General features: G+C 69.3%; 13 protein-coding genes. 4 read left to right on the top strand and 9 right to left on the bottom strand.

Going from position 1 to position 14,614, the window contains the following annotated elements:
- Positions 1–10: 10 nt before the first annotated feature.
- The 4 genes from ABLE88_RS18105 to ABLE88_RS18090 all read left to right on the top strand — a co-directional run bounded on the left by ABLE88_RS18105 (position 11) and on the right by ABLE88_RS18090 (position 3,999).
- Complete coding sequence (locus ABLE88_RS18105) at positions 11–898, top strand: MBL fold metallo-hydrolase (RefSeq protein WP_348833098.1); 888 nt, start codon at positions 11–13, stop codon at positions 896–898.
- Between the two features lie 575 nt (positions 899–1,473).
- Positions 1,474–2,604, top strand: coding sequence for a type III PLP-dependent enzyme (locus tag ABLE88_RS18100; protein WP_348833097.1), 1,131 nt, complete (start codon positions 1,474–1,476; stop codon positions 2,602–2,604).
- 126 nt (positions 2,605–2,730) lie between these two features.
- Positions 2,731–3,291: a GNAT family N-acetyltransferase gene (locus ABLE88_RS18095; protein ID WP_348833096.1), complete on the top strand. Its 561-nt coding sequence runs from the start codon at positions 2,731–2,733 to the stop codon at positions 3,289–3,291.
- A gap of 156 nt (positions 3,292–3,447) precedes the next feature.
- Positions 3,448–3,999 carry an RNA pyrophosphohydrolase gene (locus ABLE88_RS18090; protein WP_348833095.1) on the top strand — a complete coding sequence of 184 codons (552 nt, stop codon included), beginning with the start codon at positions 3,448–3,450 and terminating at the stop codon, positions 3,997–3,999.
- A gap of 139 nt (positions 4,000–4,138) precedes the next feature.
- Here ABLE88_RS18090 and ABLE88_RS18085 read toward each other — a convergent pair whose 3' ends face one another.
- From ABLE88_RS18085 to ABLE88_RS18045, 9 genes are all read right to left on the bottom strand, one after another.
- Entirely contained in the window at positions 4,139–4,561 is a 423-nt protein-coding gene (locus ABLE88_RS18085) for a F0F1 ATP synthase subunit epsilon (RefSeq protein WP_348833094.1), read from the bottom strand.
- A 44-nt stretch (positions 4,562–4,605) separates the two neighbouring features.
- Positions 4,606–4,839 (bottom strand): hypothetical protein, encoded by a 234-nt coding sequence (locus ABLE88_RS18080; protein ID WP_348833093.1) that lies wholly within the window; start codon positions 4,837–4,839, stop codon positions 4,606–4,608.
- 24 nt (positions 4,840–4,863) lie between these two features.
- The gene (gene atpD / locus ABLE88_RS18075; protein WP_348833092.1) at positions 4,864–6,300 is read right to left on the bottom strand and encodes a F0F1 ATP synthase subunit beta; all 1,437 of its coding nucleotides are present in this window, start codon (positions 6,298–6,300) and stop codon (positions 4,864–4,866) included.
- Between the two features lie 33 nt (positions 6,301–6,333).
- A complete protein-coding gene (locus tag ABLE88_RS18070; RefSeq protein ID WP_348833091.1) occupies positions 6,334–7,209 on the bottom strand; it encodes a F0F1 ATP synthase subunit gamma in 876 nt (291 codons plus the stop codon).
- A 37-nt stretch (positions 7,210–7,246) separates the two neighbouring features.
- Positions 7,247–8,779: a F0F1 ATP synthase subunit alpha gene (atpA, locus tag ABLE88_RS18065; protein ID WP_348833090.1), complete on the bottom strand. Its 1,533-nt coding sequence runs from the start codon at positions 8,777–8,779 to the stop codon at positions 7,247–7,249.
- Positions 8,779–9,309, bottom strand: coding sequence for a F0F1 ATP synthase subunit delta (locus ABLE88_RS18060; protein WP_510182919.1), 531 nt, complete (start codon positions 9,307–9,309; stop codon positions 8,779–8,781). The genes atpA and ABLE88_RS18060 overlap by 1 nt, the downstream gene beginning before the upstream one ends.
- 421 nt (positions 9,310–9,730) lie before the next feature.
- On the bottom strand, positions 9,731–11,083 hold the full coding sequence (locus ABLE88_RS18055) for a S41 family peptidase (protein WP_348833088.1): 1,353 nt from the start codon (positions 11,081–11,083) through the stop codon (positions 9,731–9,733).
- The gene (locus ABLE88_RS18050; protein WP_348833087.1) at positions 11,080–12,462 is read right to left on the bottom strand and encodes a murein hydrolase activator EnvC family protein; all 1,383 of its coding nucleotides are present in this window, start codon (positions 12,460–12,462) and stop codon (positions 11,080–11,082) included. Before ABLE88_RS18050 ends, ABLE88_RS18055 begins: the two co-directional genes overlap by 4 nt.
- Positions 12,463–12,554: 92 nt before the next feature.
- Positions 12,555–14,438: a M3 family oligoendopeptidase gene (locus ABLE88_RS18045; protein ID WP_348833086.1), complete on the bottom strand. Its 1,884-nt coding sequence runs from the start codon at positions 14,436–14,438 to the stop codon at positions 12,555–12,557.
- Between the last annotated feature and the right edge of the window lie 176 nt (positions 14,439–14,614).

Raw genomic sequence — 14,614 nt, 5'->3', positions numbered from 1 at the left:
GCGCTCCACCATGCTCAAATTGACCCTGCTCGGAACCGGCACGCCGACGCCCTCGCTGCGGCGTGCCTGCTCGGGCTATCTGATCCGGTGCGGCGCCGACGTGATCCTGTTCGATCACGGCTTCGGCGCCTATGCCCGCATGCTGGAGCTGGGCATCGCGCCGGCGCAGGTGACGCACCTGTTCCTCAGCCATCTGCATTACGACCACATGGGGGACGTCGCGCGCCTCGTCCTGACGCGCTGGGACCAGGGCGGCGGGCGGATCGGCGAGCTCGACGTCTTCGGGCCGCCGCCGACCGCGGCCGTCTTCGCCGCCTTGTTCGGCAAGGACGGCGCGTTCGGGCCCGACCTCACGGCTCGCACGCGCAACCGCAGCAGCCTCGATGTCTATCGCGCGCGGGGCGGCACGGGAGAGCGCCGGTGGCCCGCCCCGAAGCTGCGCGAGGTCGACCCGGGCGCCGAGATCCTCGGCGACGGCTGGAAGGTCACGGTCGCGCGCGCGCACCATTGCGGGCCTGAACTCGATTGCCGCGCCTACCGGATCGACGCGGCCGGCCGCAGCATCGTCTACTCCGGGGACAGCGGCCCGTCCGAGGCGGTCTGCGCGCTCGCCCAGGACGCCGACGTGCTGATCCACATGTGCCACTATATGAGCGGCAGCGCGCCGAGCGAGGAGTTCGCAGCCTCCAACAGCGGGCATCTCGAGGTCGCGCGCCTCGCGCAGAAGGCGCGCGTGCGCACCCTGGTGCTCACCCACATCACCGAGCAGCTCGATCGGCCGGGCGTGCGCGAGCGCGTGGTGCGAGAGGTCGGCGACGGCTTCGGCGGGACCGTCGTTTTCGGCGAGGATCTCGTCGACGTGCCGTTCGAGGCGCCGCAGTTCCCCGCCCCCACCTGACCGCTTCCGCCCCGCCTTCCCATCGCCCCGAAAATCATCAAATCGTCACTTGCATGGGGGGGCCGAATACCCTACATCCGCGTTGCCCAAATTCGCACGTGCCTGTGGTCGCGTGTCGGTCGGTAGGATCTCCGGACAAGAGGCCGGAAAGCTGCCAGGACGACCGATAGCCGGAGGGAACCGGCCCACCCCGCTCCTCATGCGGGGGACGTGACTTGAAGCAACGACGTAAGGGCTTTTTTGGTCTCGGCCGTCCCTCCAAAGGACGACTGTACTGAAGAGGCACTACATCTTGCCGGCCGTGCGGAGCGGGACTTCCCTCTCCAATCGTGCGCACTGGTTCAACCCGAAGCGACATCCGTCGCCGCGGGCGGTTCTGCTGCCGTTCGGTCCGATGATGCGGCCGGGTTAGAAGCCCGGCGAAGCGGGTACGGCCCGCAGGTTCGTCGGCGTGTCCAAAACGCCACCTGCCTGCGTGTGCGTGCCCCGGACGGCCCCGAAAGGGTTCCCGTCCGTCCTTTCGTCGCGCGGCGTTCGTGCCGCGCTTCACGAGGCTTCAGGTCACGGAGGACACCATGACCGATCGCATCCGCGAATTCCTTCGCACCCGACGTGAGGACGGCCCCTGTGTGGTGGTGGACCTCGACGTGGTGCGCGCCAACTACGCCGCCTTCGCCCGCGCGCTGCCGGACACCCGCGTGTTCTACGCCGTGAAGGCCAATCCCGACGCCGCGATCCTCAAGGCGCTGGAGGAGATGGGCTCCTCGTTCGACTGCGCCTCCACCGGCGAGATCGACATGGTGCTCGCCACCGGCGCCGGCGCCGAGCGCATCTCGTTCGGCAACACCATCAAGAAGGAGCGCGACATCGAGCGCGCCTTCAAGCTGGGCGTGCGCCTTTACGCCGTGGACAGCTACGAGGAGGTCGAGAAGATCGCCCGCGTCGCCCCGCGCGCCAAGGTGTTCTGCCGCATCCTGTGCGACGGCGCGGGCGCCGAATGGCCGCTCTCGCGCAAGTTCGGCTGCGAGCCGGAGATGGCGAGCGACGTGCTGGAGCACGCCTACCGCCTCGGCCTCACGCCCTATGGCGTGTCGTTCCACGTGGGCTCGCAGCAGAAGAACGTGAACGCCTGGGACGGGGCGCTCGCCTCGGCCGCGGCGATCTTCCGCGAGTGCGCCGAGCGCGGCATCGCGCTCTCCATGGTGAATCTCGGCGGGGGCTTCCCCACCAAGTATCTCCAGGACGTGCCGGCGGCCAAGTCCTATGGCGAGGCGATCTTCGCCTCCCTGCGCAAGCATTTCGGCAATGCGCTGCCCGAGACCATCATGGAGCCGGGCCGCGGCATGGTCGGCAATGCCGGCCTGATCGAGGCCGAGGTGGTGCTGATCTCGAAGAAGGCCGAGAAGGACGCCATGCGCTGGGTCTATCTCGACATCGGCAAGTTCGGCGGTCTCGCCGAGACCATGGACGAGGCGATCCGCTACCCGCTGCGCACCCCGCGCGACGGGGACGACGTCGCCCCCTGCGTGCTCGCGGGCCCGACTTGCGATTCGGCCGACGTGCTTTACGAGAAGACCCCGGTGGAGCTGCCTTTGTCGCTCTCCATCGGCGACAAGGTCATCATCGAGGCCTGCGGCGCCTACACCACCACCTATTCGGCGGTGGCGTTCAACGGCTTCCCGCCGTTGAAGTCCTACGTGATCTGAAGAGGGGGACTTCCCCCCTCGTCTTCCGCTCCGTCCCGCTCTCGGGGATGGCTGCGCTCGCGCGCGTCCATCCTTGTGAGGCAGACGGATCTTCTCACCGTTTTGGTTGTGGCACAGGAGGTGCTGATGACTGAAATCGTGCTTGAAACCGTGGAAGATGTGGCCGGCCGCGAGAGCCTGCTGGACCTGTGCTTCGGCGATGCGCGCTTCGAGAAGGCCTCCGAGCGCCTGCGCGAGGGCCGTCTTCCTGCGGAGGGACTTTCCTTCTGCGCCCATGGCCCCGACGGGCGCGTGGCCGCGACCGTGCGGCTGTGGCATGTCGGCGCCGGCCCCGGCAAGCCGGCGCTGCTGCTCGGCCCGCTGGCGGTGCACCCCTGGTTCCGCGCCCGCGGGCTCGGCGCGGCGCTGATGCGCCATGCGCTCGGCGCGGCTACGGCCAAGGGCCACCGGGCGGTGCTGCTGGTCGGCGACGCGCCGTATTACGCGCGCTTCGGCTTTTCCACCGCGCCGACCCGCGAGCTGTGGATGCCCGGCGCCTATGACCGCGACCGCCTGCTCGGCCTCGAGCTGAAGCCCGGCGCGCTCGCCGGCGCCCGCGGCCTCATCAGCCCCACGGGCGCGCGCGTCGCCATGCCCTCCCTCGCGGAGCTGCTGGCGCGCGAGGGGGGCCTGCGCAGGTCGGCGTGAGCCCTGCGCGTCCGGCGCCGGACCAGGCGGCCCGCTCCCGATCCGGGAGCGGGCCGTTTCGTTTCAGCCCCCGCGCGGTCTTGCGCCGAGGCGCGGCGCGCGCCATGAGAGGCGACGGGGCGCGTGGGGCGCCTTTCCATTTCGGGCCGCGCAGCGATGTCAAAGCACGATCAGGCCAAGCACGATAAGGCCACCCGCGATCAGGCGGGCCTCGATGCCCTTCCCTACCGGCCGTGCGTCGGCCTGTGCGTGTTCAACGGCGCGGGCCGCGTCTTCGTGGGCCAGCGTCTCGGCGGGCCGGAGCATGTGGACGCGACCCATTCCTGGCAGCTGCCCCAGGGCGGCATCGATCCCGGCGAGGCGCCCTATGAGGCGGCGCTGCGCGAGCTGTTCGAGGAGACCTCCATCCGCTCGGTGGCGCTGCTCGCCGAGATCGAGGACTGGCTCGCTTATGATCTGCCGGGCCGCCTCGCCAAGGATGCCTGGAAGGGGCGCTATCGCGGCCAGACCCAGAAATGGTTCGCCCTGCGCTTCACCGGCGCCGACGCCGAGATCGACATCGCCCGGCCCGGCGGCGGCGCCCACAAGCCGGAATTCTGCGCCTGGCGCTGGGAGGAGCTCGACCGGGTGAGCGAACTCGTCATCCCCTTCAAGCGCGACATCTATGTGCGGGTGGTCAACGAGTTCCGCCGCTTCGCGGCGCCCTGAGCGCGCGTACCTGCGCCCCTCGAACGGCGCCTTCTGCTGCCGGAAATGAGCGGGGGCGGGGGGCATCTGAAATGAAAAGGCCGGACTTTCGTCCGGCCTGCATCACCCGATTTGCATTCGATCCCGCCCGGCGGCGCGCTCAGTGCGCGGGCGCGGACGTGTCGCCCAGATGCAGCGCCGCGGCCACCTGACGCAAATCGTCCAGCTGGCGCTGGGCGCGCTGGCGGGCCGCGTCGTTGGTGGCGTCGCGCACGTCTTCCTCGGCGTTCTTGATGTGCTGCGCCAGCATGCCGGCGTCGATCTCCTCCACCGGCTTCGCCTCCTCGGCGAGGATGGTGAGGCCGGCGGCATTCACCTCGGCGAAGCCGCCGCGCACGAAATAGCTCCGCGCCGTGCCGTCCGTTTTGATGACCAGGATGCCGGGCTTGAGCATGGCGATGAAGGGCGCGTGGCCCGCCAGCACGCCGAACTCGCCCTCGGCGCCGGGCACCACCACCTCGGTCACCGCGCCGGAAAATACGAGCCGCTCGGGGGAGACCAGCTCAAAGGGAAGGGATGCCATGTCTCTCGTCTCCGGATCGTCTTGACCGGCCGCGCGCCGCGGCCTCAGCGCCGGCGGTCGGCCACGAAGCCGACGCCGAGCCCGATGATCCCGCCGACCAGGGCCACGAGGCCCAGATGGCGGGCCTGCTCCGACGTGAGGCCACCACCAGGGCGTTCGCCCTGGACCTTGATGTCGATGCCCGGCAGGCGGATTTCAGCCACCTGCGGGCGGGTGAGCCAGCCGACGATCCCGCCGGCCAGAAGGCCGAGGACCAGGAACACGACTTTGAGGCTCATCCGCTCATCCCTTCAGGATCGAGGTCAGGCCGCCTCGGCGGCCAGCTTCTTGCCCTTCTCGATGGCTTCGTCGATGGAGCCCACCATGTAGAAGGCCTGCTCGGGCAGATAGTCGTACTTGCCTTCCACCAGGCCCTTGAAGCCGGAGATGGTGTCCTTGAGGTCCACGAGCTTGCCCGGGGAGCCGGTGAACACTTCCGCGACGTGGAAGGGCTGGGACAGGAAGCGCTCGATCTTGCGGGCGCGGGCGACGGTGAGCTTGTCCTCTTCGGAAAGCTCGTCCATGCCCAGGATGGCGATGATGTCCTGCAGCGCCTTGTAGCGCTGGAGGGTCTGCTGCACCTGGCGCGCCACATTGTAGTGCTCCTCGCCGATCACCAGCGGCGAGAGGATGCGCGAGGTGGAATCCAGCGGATCCACCGCCGGGTAGATGCCCTTCTCGGCGATGGAGCGCGAGAGCACGGTGGTCGCGTCGAGATGGGCGAAGGAGGCGGCCGGGGCCGGGTCGGTCAGATCGTCGGCCGGCACGTAGATGGCCTGCACCGAGGTGATCGAGCCCTTGGTGGTGGTGGTGATGCGTTCCTGCAGGGCGCCCATGTCGGTGGCCAGCGTGGGCTGGTAGCCCACCGCCGAGGGGATGCGGCCGAGCAGCGCCGACACTTCCGAGCCGGCCTGGGTGAAGCGGAAGATGTTGTCCACGAAGAACAGCACGTCCTGGCCCTGGTCGCGGAAGTGCTCGGCGACGGTGAGGCCGGTGAGCGCCACGCGCGCGCGGGCGCCGGGCGGCTCGTTCATCTGGCCGTAGACCAGGGCGCACTTGGAACCGGCGGCCGAGCCGTCATGCTCGTGCGGATCCACGTTCACCTTGGACTCGATCATCTCGTGATAGAGATCGTTGCCCTCGCGGGTGCGCTCGCCCACGCCGGCGAACACCGAGTAGCCGCCGTGCGCCTTGGCGATGTTGTTGATCAGCTCCATGATCAGCACGGTCTTGCCGACGCCGGCGCCGCCGAACAGGCCGATCTTGCCGCCCTTGGAATAAGGCGCCAGCAGGTCCACCACCTTGATGCCGGTGACCAGGATCTCGGCTTCCGTGGACTGCTCCGCATAAGAGGGGGCGGGCTGGTGGATGGCGCGCTTGCCGTCGCCGATCACCGGGCCGAGCTCGTCCACCGGCTCGCCGATCACGTTCATGATGCGGCCGAGGGTCGCCTCGCCCACCGGAACCTGGATCGGGGCGCCGGTGTCGGTGACCGGCTGGCCGCGCACCAGACCCTCGGTGGCGTCCATCGCGATGGTGCGGACGGTGTTCTCGCCGAGATGCTGGGCGACTTCGAGCACCAGGCGGTTGCCGTTGTTGGTGGTCTCGATCGCGTTCAGGATTTCCGGCAGGTGGCCGTCGAACTGCACGTCGACAACGGCGCCGATGACCTGGGTAATGCGTCCGGTGGGATTAGCCATGTTCGTCGTCCTTTGTCCTCGTCCACGCCGCGGTCAGAGCGCTTCGGCGCCGGAGATGATTTCGATGAGTTCCTTCGTGATCATGGCCTGACGCGTCCGGTTGTAGATCAGCGTCTGCTTCTTGATCATGTCGCCCGCGTTCCGCGTCGCGTTGTCCATGGCGCTCATCTGCGAGCCGTAGAACGAGGCCTGGTTCTCCAGGAGCGCCTTAAAGATCTGCACCGCGAGGTTGCGCGGCAGCAGGTCGGCGAGGATCTCCTCCTCGTCCGGCTCGTATTCGTAGACCGGCGCGTCGGCGTCGCTGGCGCGCGCCTCGAAGGTGGCGGGAACGAGCTGCTGGGCGGTGGGCACCTGGGAAATCACGCTCTTGAAGTGCGCGTAGAACAGCGTGCAGACGTCGAACGCGCCCTGGTCGAGCAGATGCAGGATCTTGGCGGCGATGTCGTTGGCCTCCCTGAAGCCGAGGGTGCGCACCGCGCGCAGGTCGACCAGTTCGATAATGTCGTCCGGGAAGGTGCGGCGCAGCTGCTCGTAGCCCTTTCGGCCGACGCAGAAGAACTTCACCTGCTTGCCGTCGGCGATCAGCGCGAACGCCTTCTCGCGGGCGAAGCGCACGATCGACGAGTTGAAGGCGCCGCACAAACCGCGCTCGCCGGTGGCGACCAGCAGCAGGTGCTTCTGGTTGCCGCCCGTGCCGGTGAGCAGAAGCGGCGCCTGGCCGCCCTGGGTCATGCCGGCGGCGAGGTTGCCGAGCACGGTCTCCATGCGCTCGGCATAGGGACGCGCCGCTTCCGCGGCCGCCTGGGCGCGCCGCAGCTTCGCCGCGGCGACCATCTGCATCGCCTTGGTGATCTTCTGCGTCGCCTTCACCGAGGCGATGCGGTTTCTCAGGTCCTTCAGGCTCGCCATCGCGACCGTCCGTCAGTTCGAGACAATCCCAGGGCGATCAGGCGAAGCTCTTGGCGAAGGCGTCGACGGCCTTGGTCAGCTTCTCGGTCGTCTCCTTGGAGAGCTCCTTGGAGGTGCGGATGGTGTCGAGGATGTCCTGGTGCTGGCCACGCAGCGCCAGCAGCAGGCCGCTCTCGAACTCGCGCACCTTGGACACCGGGAGCGGGTCCAGATAGCCGTTGATGCCGGCGAAGATCACCGCCACCTGCTCTTCCACCTTGAGCGGCGAGAACTGGCTCTGCTTCAGAAGCTCGGTGAGCCGGGCGCCGCGGTTGAGCAGCTTCTGGGTCGAGGCGTCGAGGTCGGAGCCGAACTGGGCGAAGGCCGCGAGCTCGCGGTACTGGGCGAGCTCGCCCTTGATCTTGCCCGCCACCTGCTTCATCGCCTTGATCTGCGCCGCCGAGCCCACGCGGGACACGGAGAGGCCGACGTTCACCGCCGGGCGGATGCCCTGGTAGAACAGATCGGACTCCAGGAAGATCTGGCCGTCGGTGATGGAGATCACGTTGGTCGGGATGTAGGCGGACACGTCGTTCGCCTGGGTCTCGATCACCGGCAGCGCGGTGAGCGAGCCGGCGCCGTGCTCGTCATTGAGCTTGGCGGCGCGCTCGAGCAGGCGCGAGTGGAGGTAGAACACGTCGCCGGGATAGGCCTCGCGGCCCGGCGGGCGGCGCAGCAGCAGCGACATCTGGCGGTAGGCGACGGCCTGCTTGGACAGGTCGTCATAGATCATCAGACCGTGCATGCCGTTGTCGCGGAAAAACTCGCCCATGGCGCAGCCCGCGAACGGGGCGAGGAACTGCATGGGCGCGGCGTCGGACGCGGTGGCGGCGACGATGATGGAATAGTCCAGCGCGCCCTGCTCCTCGAGCACCTTCACGAACTGGGCGACGGTGGAGCGCTTCTGGCCCACCGCCACATAGATGCAGTAGAGCTTCTGGCTCTCCGGGGCATCGCTGCCGTTCAGGGGCTTCTGGTTCAAGATCGCGTCGAGCGCCACGGCGGTCTTGCCGGTCTGGCGGTCGCCGATGATCAGCTCGCGCTGGCCGCGGCCGATCGGGATCATGGCGTCGATCGCCTTGAGCCCGGTCTGCATGGGCTCGTGCACCGACTTGCGCGGGATGATGCCCGGCGCCTTCACGTCCACGCGGCGGCGCTCGGTGTATTCGATCGGGCCCTTGCCGTCGATCGGGTTGCCGAGCGCGTCCACCACGCGGCCGAGCAGGCCCTTGCCCACCGGCACGTCGACGATGGCGCCGGTGCGCTTGACGGTCTGGCCTTCCTTGATCTCGCGGTCCGAGCCGAAGATCACGATGCCGACATTGTCGATCTCGAGGTTCAGCGCCATGCCGCGGGTGCCGTTCTCGAACTCGACCATCTCGCCGGCCTGGACGTTGTCGAGGCCGTAGACGCGCGCGATGCCGTCGCCGACGGAGAGAACCTGGCCGACCTCGGAGACTTCCGCCTCCTGGCCGAAATTCTGGATCTGCTCCTTGAGGATCGCGGAGATTTCAGCGGCTCGAATGTCCATCAGCGGACCTCTTTCATCGCATGCCGGATAGAATTGAGTTTGGTCTTCAGGGAAGCATCGACCATGCGCGAGCCGAGCTTCACGATGAGACCACCGAGGATGGACGGATCGACGGTAACGTCGAGATGCACGTCCTTGCCGGTCTGTTGCGCCAGCGCCTCCTTGAGGGCGGCGTAGTGGGCGTCGCCGAGCGGCGCCGCCACCGTGATTTCAGCCGTCGTCTCGCCGCGCTTCCTGGCGACGAGGGCGGCATAATCGGAGATCATGCGCGGCAGCGCGAACAGGCGGCGGTTCTTGGCCACCAGCCGCACGAAATTGGCGGCGAGGCCGCCGATGCCGACCTTGTCGAGCACCGCCGCCATCGCGCCGAACTGCTCCTCGGCGGTGAACACCGGGCTCTTCACGAGCCGCGCCAGATCCGCGTTCTCGGCCATCAGGCCGGAGAGGCGGGCAAGGTCCGCCGCGACGGAATCGATTGCGCCGGCCTCGTCGGCCAGCTCGAACAGCGCGGTCGCATAGCGCCCCGCCATGCCTGACACGATCGTCTCCGCCACCCGCACCTCTCTCGGACTTGCGGCCAGCTGCGGCGCACCATGCGCGCATCCTGCCCAAACCCTTGATCTGTTGGGAATATTCTTATGCGATCCGCCCCACGGGATAATCCCGCGCTGCGAAATCCCGGTGTGCCTAACACAGGCGGATGAAGGCGGCAACATGACCGAAGATGGGCCGATATGCCGCATTGCCGCACCGTGAGTTCCCGGCCTCCGCCCGGGCCCCCCCGGGAAACCGCGCCGGCCGGCGCTTTTTCCCTTACGGAAAGCCAAGGCGGCGCCTGCGGGCCGGCGCCTCGGGCCGCCTCCGGCCGAGCGCGCGCCGAAATAAAAAGGCCCCGGCCTTGCGGCCGGGGCCTCGTCGCCGGCGCGCCGGGCGCCGGGAAGCGGGCCGGGCTCAGTTGGCCCGGCTGGTCTTTTCCGGGGCGGCCGGGAAGGCGGCGTTCTTCACCTGGCCCTTCATCAGCTCGATGGCGAGCTTGAGCTGGGTGTCGTCCTTGGTCTCCGGCGGCACGTAAGCGGGGGAGCCGGTCTGCTCCTCCTCGCCGTTCTTCAGGTGGCCCTTCAGGGAGGATTCGCTGCGCCCGTCGCCGGTGGCGCCGAGCTTGGCCTTCTCCTCGTCGGGCAGGTCCTGCACCAGGATGATGTCCGGTTCGATGCCCTTGGCCTGGATCGAGCGGCCGGAGGGGGTGTAGAAGCGCGCGGTGGTGAGCCGAAGCGCCCCGTTCTCGCCTTCGCGGCCGAGCGGGATGATGGTCTGCACCGAGCCCTTGCCGAAGGTGCGCGAGCCCAGCACGGTGGCGCGCTTGTGGTCCTGGAGCGCGCCGGCGACGATCTCGGAGGCCGAGGCGGAGCCGCCGTTCACCAGCACGATCACCGGCTTGCCCTTGGTGCGGTCGCCGCCGCGGGCATTGTAGCGCTGGGATTCCTCCGGATTGCGGCCGCGGGTGGAGACCACCTCGCCGCGATCGAGGAACGCGCTCGACACCTCCACCGCCTGGGTGAGCAGGCCGCCGGGATTGTTCCGCAGGTCGATGATGTAGCCGCGGATCTTGTCCGCGCCGATCTCGCCGGTCAGGTTGTCAATGGCCTTTTCCAGGCCGGCATTGGTCTGCTGGGTGAACTGGTTGATGCGGATGTAGGCGATGTCGTCCGCCTCCACCTTCGAGCGCACCGCCTGGATCTTGATGACGGCCCGCGTCACCTTGACCTCGAACGGCTTTTCCATGCCCTTGCGCATGATGGTGAGGCGGATCGGCGCGCCCACCGCGCCGCGCATCTTGTCCACCGCCTCGGTCAGGGTCATGCCCTGCACCTGCTCGTCATTGAGCTTGGTGATGAGGTCGCCGGCCATCACGCCCGCTTTGGCAGCCGGGGTGTCCTCCATGGGCGCGATGACCTTCACCAGGCCATCCTCCATCTTCACCTCGATGCCGAGGCCGCCGAACTCGCCGGAGGTCTGCACCTGCATGTCGTGGTAGGTCTTGGCGTCCATGTAGGACGAATGCGGGTCGAGCTCCTGGAGCATGCCCTTGATGGCGGACTCCACGAGCTTGGAATCCTCCGGCTTCTCCACATAGTCCGAGCGCACGCGCACGAACACGTCGCCGAACAGATCGAGCTGGCGATAGGTGTCGGAGGAAGCGGCTTCCGCGGCCATCCCGAGGAACAGGCGCGGCTGCACCACGGTGAACGCCACCAGGGCGCCGGCGGCCGCGCCGAAGATAAACAAAGACGTCCGACGCATCATCCGCGCACCTTCCGACTATCCGTTGCTGCCGCCCACCAGGGAGCGGGATCGATCGACACCCCGTCCTTGCGGAACTCTACATACAATTGGGGCTGTCCCGAGGCTGGATTTGCCGAGGCTGGATTTCCGCCGGGCAAGGCCGGGATCCCCGTCCTGCCCGCTCGGCCCATCACCGCCACCGGCTCGCCGGCCAGGACGAACTGGCCGAGCTCGACCGAGATCCGGTCCATGCCCGCCAGGAGAATATGGTATCCGCCGCCAGCGTTGAGGATCAAGAGTTGTCCGTAGCTGCGGAACGGGCCGGCATAGACCACCCAGCCGTCGGCCGGGGCGCTCACCGGGGCGCCCGAGCGGGTGGCGATGGTGAGCCCCTTCTCGGCCCCGCCGGCGGCGTCCGGCGCCCCGAACTCGCGCAGCCGCACCCCGGCAACCGGTAGCGGCAGCAAGCCTTTGGCATCGGTGAAGGCGATCGCGGGGGCGAGCCGCGCCGGGTCGTCCTGGGGCGCGAGGTCGCGCCTGCCGGAGGGCGGCGGCGGCGCCGCGGCCTGCGCCGCCTCGGCGGCGCGGGCGGCGGGCGGCACCTCCGCCTCCAGCCGGGTCACGAGATCGTGCACGTCGCCGCTGGTCTTCGCGAGGCCCTCGGCCTGCGCCTTGTCGGCCGACGGCAGGGGATCGCTCTCCTGCTGCCGGCGCTGGCGCTCGCCCACCAGCGCGGCAAGGCGCGCGCGGTCCTCCTCCAGCACCGCGGCGAGGCGCGTCAGCGCGCCGCGCGCCTCGGCGAGCTCCCCGCGCACCCGCGACAGCTCGGTGAGGTCGGCGGCGAGCGTCTCCGCCTCCACCCGCAGCTCCGGCACCAGCGCGCCGAGCAGGATGGCCGAGCGCACCGCGTCGAGCGCGTCGCCGGGGCGCATGACGAGGGCGGGGGGCGGCTCGCGGCCCATGCGCAGCAGCGCCGCCAGCACCTGGGCCAGCACGCCGCGGCGCTGGGCGAGCGAGATGTCCAGCGCCGAGGCCGCCTGGTCGAGGCGCACCATGCGCGCCTCGAGGTCGATGACGCGCTGCTCGACCTCCCGCGCCCGTCCGGAGGCCTCCACCAGCAGGCGCGAGAGCTTGCCGCGGTCGCCCTTGGCGGCCTCGATCTCCGCCCGCAGGCGCTCCTGGAATTCCCGGTTGCCGGCCACCTCGGCCTTCAGCGCCGCGCCGTCCACCTCCCGGCCCACGCCCCTGCCCGGCGCGGGGGGCGGCAGCGGCACCGCCTTCTGGGCGAGGCGCGGCGAGGCCGGCCGGGGGGCGCCGGCGCCCTCGGCACGCGCCGGCCCTGCCCCGGCCACGGCGGTGGCGAGGAGCACGCAGGCGAGGAGACCGATGCGCGGCATCATGACCCATCATTGCCGCGCTCTGGTTGAGCAGAGGTAAAGGCCTGCGGGCGGCGCCCGCCGTCCGGCCCGGAGCGCCGGGCGGGGCGCACGCCCTAGGCCTCCATGCCCTCGAGCTCGGAGATCATGCTCTCGATCAGCGACAGGCCGGTCTGCCAGAACGCCGGGTCGCGCGCGTCGAGGCCGAACGGGGCGAGCAGCTCGGAATGGTGCTTGGTGCCGCCCGCCGCCAGCATGTCGAGATAGCGCTCGGCGAAGCCGTCCGACGCGCTCTCGTAGACCGCGTAGAGCGAATTCACGAGGCAGTCGCCGAAGGCGTAGGCATAGACGTAGAACGGCGAGTGGATGAAATGGGGGATGTAGGTCCAGAAGCTCTCATAGCCGGGGCCCAGATGGATCGCCGGCCCGAGGCTCGCGCTCTGCACCGCCATCCAGATCTCGCCGATGCGCTCGGAGGTGAGCTCGCCCGCGCGCCGCTCGGTGTGGACCTCGCGCTCGAAGCTGTAGAAGGCGGTCTGGCGCACCACCGTGTTGATCATGTCCTCCACCTTCTGGGCGAGCATGATCTTGCGCGCCTGCGGGGTCTCGGCGGCGGCGAGCAGGCGGCGGAAGGTCAGCATCTCGCCGAACACCGAGGCGGTCTCGGCCAGCGTCAGCGGGGTCGGCGCCATGAGCGCGCCCTGGCGGCCGGCGAGCACCTGGTGCACGCCGTGGCCGAGCTCGTGGGCGAGCGTCATCACGTCCCGCGGCTTGCCCTGATAGTTGAGCAGCACGTAAGGGTGCGCCGAGGGGACGGTCGGGTGCGCGAACGCGCCCGGCGACTTGCCGGGCCGCACCGGGGCGTCGATCCAGGACTTGTCGAAGAAGTCGCGGGCGATGTCCGCCATCTGCGGCGAGAAGGTGCCGTAGGCCTGAAGCACGGTGTCCTTCGCCTCGCTCCAGGCGATGTCGCGCGCCGCCACCTTCGGCAGCGGCGCGTTGCGGTCCCAGAATTCGAGGCGCTCCTTGCCGAACCAGCGCGCCTTGAGCGCGTAATAGCGGTGCGACAGGCGCGGATAGCTGGCCTGGATCGCCGAGACCATGGCGTCCACCACCTCCTGCTCCACCCGGTTGGACAGGTGGCGCGCCGAGGCGACGTCGGGGAAGCCGCGCCAGCGGTCGGAAATCTCCTTGTCCTTCGCCAGCGTGTTGGTGAGCAGCGTGAACAGGCGCACGTTCCGGCCCAGGGTCTCGGCGAGCGCGAGGGCGGCCGCGCGGCGCACCTCCTCCTTGGGATCCTGCATCAGGTTGAGCGTGGGCTCGATGGCGAGGTCCTGCCCGTTCACCTGGAAGCGCAGCGAGGAGATGGTCTCGTCGAACAGCCGGCTCCAGGCGCTGCGGGAGGGGTTCGCCTTCTCGTGGAACAGCTGCTCGATCTTGTCGTCCAGCTGGTAGGGCTTGTCCTTCCTCAGATCCTCGATCCAGGGCCGGTAGTAGGCCAGCGCCGGCGTCGCCATGGCGGCCTCGAGCTTGGTGTCGTCGAGCCGGTTCAGCTCCAGCGTGAAGAACAGAAGGTGGGTGGAGGCGTCGGTCAGGCGTTCCTGGATGTCGCCGTAGAACTTGGCCCGCGCCGGGTCGGAGGTGTCGCCGGCATAGACCAGGCTGCCGTAGGAGGCGATGCGCCCCATGAGGTCGTCCAGCGCCTCGTAGCGCTGCACCGCCGCCGCCAGCGCGCCGCCGGCGTCGGGCCGCTCCAGCAGGTCTGAGAGCTTGCCCTTGTAGTCGGCCTCGAACACCAGGCAGGCGGCGTCGGCCTGCTTGAGGTCCGCGGCGAGGGCGGGAGCGTCCATGCCGGCATAGAGGTCGGACAGATTCCACACCGGCAGGTCCTGCGCCGGGGCAATGGCGGCGCGGGCCGATGCGGGCGCCGCATGGACCGCGCCGGCGGAGGGGAGGCGCGCCGGCAGACCGGGGCACGGAACGGTGAACGGAACGGACATGGGACCTCCGAAAAGGGGCGTTGCCTGAAATTGGGCCGTGCCGCGGCCGATGCCAAGGGGGATGGCAGCGGGAATGGCAAGGGGCGGCGGCAAGTGGGGCGACAAGGAGGGCGACAAGGAGGGGCGGCAAGGACGGCAGGAAGAAGCGGGGCGGGGGCGGTGACGGGCGCCGGCGA

Source organism: Xanthobacter luteus (assembly GCF_040049235.1).
Classification (GTDB): domain Bacteria; phylum Pseudomonadota; class Alphaproteobacteria; order Rhizobiales; family Xanthobacteraceae; genus Xanthobacter.
Note: the sequence above shows the minus strand (reverse complement) of the source record. Positions and strands in the feature narration are given on the sequence as shown.

What these genes read in the sequence shown, in the direction of transcription:
- ABLE88_RS18105 (WP_348833098.1), top strand. Translation starts at nt 11, where the DNA reads ATGCTCAAATTGACCCTGCTCGGAACCGGCACGCCGACGCCCTCGCTG.
- ABLE88_RS18100 (WP_348833097.1), top strand. Translation starts at nt 1,474, where the DNA reads ATGACCGATCGCATCCGCGAATTCCTTCGCACCCGACGTGAGGACGGC.
- ABLE88_RS18095 (WP_348833096.1), top strand. Translation starts at nt 2,731, where the DNA reads ATGACTGAAATCGTGCTTGAAACCGTGGAAGATGTGGCCGGCCGCGAG.
- ABLE88_RS18090 (WP_348833095.1), top strand. Translation starts at nt 3,448, where the DNA reads ATGTCAAAGCACGATCAGGCCAAGCACGATAAGGCCACCCGCGATCAG.
- ABLE88_RS18085 (WP_348833094.1), bottom strand. Translation starts at nt 4,561, where the DNA reads ATGGCATCCCTTCCCTTTGAGCTGGTCTCCCCCGAGCGGCTCGTATTT.
- ABLE88_RS18080 (WP_348833093.1), bottom strand. Translation starts at nt 4,839, where the DNA reads ATGAGCCTCAAAGTCGTGTTCCTGGTCCTCGGCCTTCTGGCCGGCGGG.
- atpD (WP_348833092.1), bottom strand. Translation starts at nt 6,300, where the DNA reads ATGGCTAATCCCACCGGACGCATTACCCAGGTCATCGGCGCCGTTGTC.
- ABLE88_RS18070 (WP_348833091.1), bottom strand. Translation starts at nt 7,209, where the DNA reads ATGGCGAGCCTGAAGGACCTGAGAAACCGCATCGCCTCGGTGAAGGCG.
- atpA (WP_348833090.1), bottom strand. Translation starts at nt 8,779, where the DNA reads ATGGACATTCGAGCCGCTGAAATCTCCGCGATCCTCAAGGAGCAGATC.
- ABLE88_RS18060 (WP_510182919.1), bottom strand. Translation starts at nt 9,309, where the DNA reads ATGGCGGGGCGCTATGCGACCGCGCTGTTCGAGCTGGCCGACGAGGCC.
- ABLE88_RS18055 (WP_348833088.1), bottom strand. Translation starts at nt 11,083, where the DNA reads ATGATGCGTCGGACGTCTTTGTTTATCTTCGGCGCGGCCGCCGGCGCC.
- ABLE88_RS18050 (WP_348833087.1), bottom strand. Translation starts at nt 12,462, where the DNA reads ATGATGCCGCGCATCGGTCTCCTCGCCTGCGTGCTCCTCGCCACCGCC.
- ABLE88_RS18045 (WP_348833086.1), bottom strand. Translation starts at nt 14,438, where the DNA reads ATGTCCGTTCCGTTCACCGTTCCGTGCCCCGGTCTGCCGGCGCGCCTC.